This is a genomic window from Colwellia sp. F1, from assembly GCF_056238625.1.
Genome location: NZ_JBWDLI010000066.1, coordinates 1 through 2,887 on the forward strand (window position 1 = coordinate 1; position 2,887 = coordinate 2,887).

Below are 2,887 nucleotides of genomic sequence, written 5' to 3' on the forward strand. Positions count from 1 at the left end.
ACCACTGCATCCTATGTACCCCGATGCATCTCTGTTCGGAGAGCTGTTAGGAACCAGCAGTGATGAGGATGCATTACCGGATGAACTGCTGGTTCGTTTCTACCGCATGGTTCGGCTAGTTCGCGTCCTGCGCGATGAAATCCAGCCTAGTGAGAATATTGGGGAGGGTGACCAATGAGCCAGTCATTGAATTACGCGATACTGAATCAGGCCATTGCTCTCATTCGCGACGGTAATATGCGTCGCGCTCGTGCGCTCGGATTCAGTGAAGCCGAGTTACGAGCGTTACGTCGTATGTCAGCCAGTGACTTGGAGGAGTTGGCGAGAGAGAAACAAGTCATCTGCCGGGTCTCTGTCGACCATGAAATGCTGCTGGCTCGCATCCGCAGGCTGACGCAAGATCAAGACTGTGAGTCAAAAATTGACGGCTGCTTGGAACTGGGCGCATCTGTGACAATGATGGGTAAATTTTTTGGTCTGACACCTAACGACTGTTCAACGCGTCGATCGTTACTAGGGTTGGAGACTCGACAGGGACGCCAGGCATTACCACCTGAGAAAGAAGAACACGACGCTTGGCACCGGTGGCAGTCAATATCCCCTGATGCCAAGGATCCAACATACGCCCCTGATGATCTCAATGGGATGATGGCATTGGCAGAGGAAACGGGACTGTCTTTAACTGCAATTTGGAGTCTCGTGAAAACATGGGTCAATGCTGACCCCTCAAAAGACCCTGATGAAGATGCACCTAAACCGAGTGCTGATATAGACAGGCGAGGAGGCCCCCCATGCCGAGCATAGCCGACTGGGAGGTACTCGTAGGTCGTGCGACGGCAGCGATCACCCAACGCCGAGGCTCTGATGCCTCGGCGTTGCCGCATGAAGCTGATCCTAGCGACGGGCTTTTATTTTTAGGCAACGTACATGAGACAGTGCCAAGAGCATTGCTGGTAGATCCGCGTTTAGGTGCTGTGGATGTACTCGGTTGGCAAATCATTCGTGTGTTGTGTAATGCAGACAAAACGACTGCGTTTCCTACCTACGATGAGTTGCAGCCACTATTACGGAGCTCAATGGGTAAGCAGGCGTCACGAGGCAGTGTGTCGAGGGTGATGGCGACACTCCGTTTAACACGGTGGTTAAGCCTGAGTCATCGTGCCCGTCACGCGTCAAATGGACGGGTGATGGGTAATGTGTATGTGCTGCACGACGAGCCAGTGAGTCCGTCTGAGGCCAATGTTCTCGATAAGGAGTATTTTGACTTTGTTGAGTCGTCACTCAGTCATAATAACCGTGCAGTACGAGAGGTTGCATCGGCAATACAAAGCGAGCTGGTGCAGCAGGGCTACATAACCAAGGAGAGCAGGGACGCTACTCCTCCGGCATCGATGGATCGACTGAATCAACGTGCGCGTCGTTTCCAAGAGATGCAGTCTCGGCCCCCTAGTTCTCAGAGAGAACTAGGGCGGTACGCAGAGGATACCCCCCAGTTCCCAGAGAGAACTAAGTCTAAAAACAAACACTTAGCTAGCAGTTCTCAGAGCGAACTAAGCGGAGGTCAAGCGAGAACTACCCGCAGTTCCCATAGCGAACTAAGTCTAAAAACAAGCACTTACCGCTTGGTTCCCATAGCGAACTCAGGCCTTACTACAGTACGTAGTAGTTATAATAACTTACGTACTTGTAAGGCGAGTCAGAGCGGTGAGGAGCGGAAACTCTTCTGGTCTGACAAATTGGAGCTCCCTTCTGGAGAACGTCATTCGATTCTCCGGTCTATCGAAAGACTTCCGTTTGACCTTCAGCAGGCGGTGCTAGACGAAACGGCTGGAAAGGTAGCGGTTGGCAAGAGTTCAAGCCCCATGGGCTTGCTGCATACGTTGATCAAACGAGCTGCAATGGGAGAGTTTCGGCCCACCCAGCATGCGCAACAGCAAGCAGAACGACGAGGGGAGCGATATATCCAAGACTCCTCAGAGCAGGAGAACCCTGTGAGTCGACCAGAATCGGCAACTCGATCAGCCCGTTCGCAAACACCCAAACCAGCAGTGTCGCCTGAAGAACAGGAGCAGTCGAAACAATCGGCACGTGCGGCGCGGGAAGCGATGATGAAAGCTGTGGGGCTCAAGAGGGAGAAAGGGCCACCGTCGTTGCGATAATTGATGAGTGAATGGCAATGCAAATATCTAAATGCTCACAGTGTGGGATTACTATTTTGACTGGTGTCAGGTGCAGCCATGAAACAGTGTTTGCGGTTTAGGAACACTAATCAATATCAGACGTGAGGTCGGCTATGGCGGTAGACATTAATTCAATGGGAGCACTACGTAGCAAGATTAACTTGAGTCTGCATACGTATCATGCGACCAGGCTGTGGTGGGGACGCGGCGTTGAGTCTGGCAAGCCTCAGATTATTGGGATGCGTCAATTCCTATTTTTAGTGGGTGCCGTCCAGAGGAATGCCACACGCGATGACCCCTATGCTGATCACTGGATGTTACAAATTGATGCCAAGCTTGAAGATATACGCTCTAGAGTAGATGTACTGTTGGCGGATTCAGAAAAATTGCTCAAGCAAATTCCAGAAGAGCTCACTATCGAAGAAAACGTTAACCAAAAACCATTCATGACGCCTGTCTATACCGGTGGCCAGCAAGGATGGTTAGCCCTACGTTTATTGATCGACTTCGATCGTTTGGCTCGCAATATATTGCTGGCTAGTCATGTCGCCCTGATCTCACGTAATGATGCTTTTGATTTGCTGCGTTCAGCGAACCATGACCTGCGTAGTTTATGTGCGTTTCCTCAGCGCTACCCAGGCTATAGCGGCGTTACTCGTGATGATTTCGCGGCAAATAACGCGAAGGCACGAGAAGCACGAGAGAAG

Annotated in this window: 3 protein-coding genes; all 3 read left to right on the forward strand. The window is 51.3% G+C overall.

Features of this window, described 5'->3' with window-relative positions:
* The first annotated feature begins 174 nt into the window (after nt 1-174).
* Entirely contained in the window at nt 175-804 is a 630-nt protein-coding gene (locus AC0UA9_RS17200) for a DUF2857 domain-containing protein (protein ID WP_475661934.1), read from the forward strand.
* Complete coding sequence (locus AC0UA9_RS17205; RefSeq protein ID WP_475661936.1) at nt 792-2,159, forward strand: STY4528 family pathogenicity island replication protein; 1,368 nt, start codon at nt 792-794, stop codon at nt 2,157-2,159. The genes AC0UA9_RS17200 and AC0UA9_RS17205 overlap by 13 nt, the downstream gene beginning before the upstream one ends.
* 155 nt (nt 2,160-2,314) lie before the next feature.
* On the forward strand, nt 2,315-2,887 hold a 573-nt coding region (locus AC0UA9_RS17210; protein WP_475661938.1), incomplete at its 3' end, for a PFL_4669 family integrating conjugative element protein.

Bases quoted from the DNA above. Each gene is read 5' to 3' on its own strand.
- AC0UA9_RS17200 (WP_475661934.1), top strand. From the start codon at position 175: ATGAGCCAGTCATTGAATTACGCGATACTGAATCAGGCCATTGCTCTC.
- AC0UA9_RS17205 (WP_475661936.1), top strand. From the start codon at position 792: ATGCCGAGCATAGCCGACTGGGAGGTACTCGTAGGTCGTGCGACGGCA.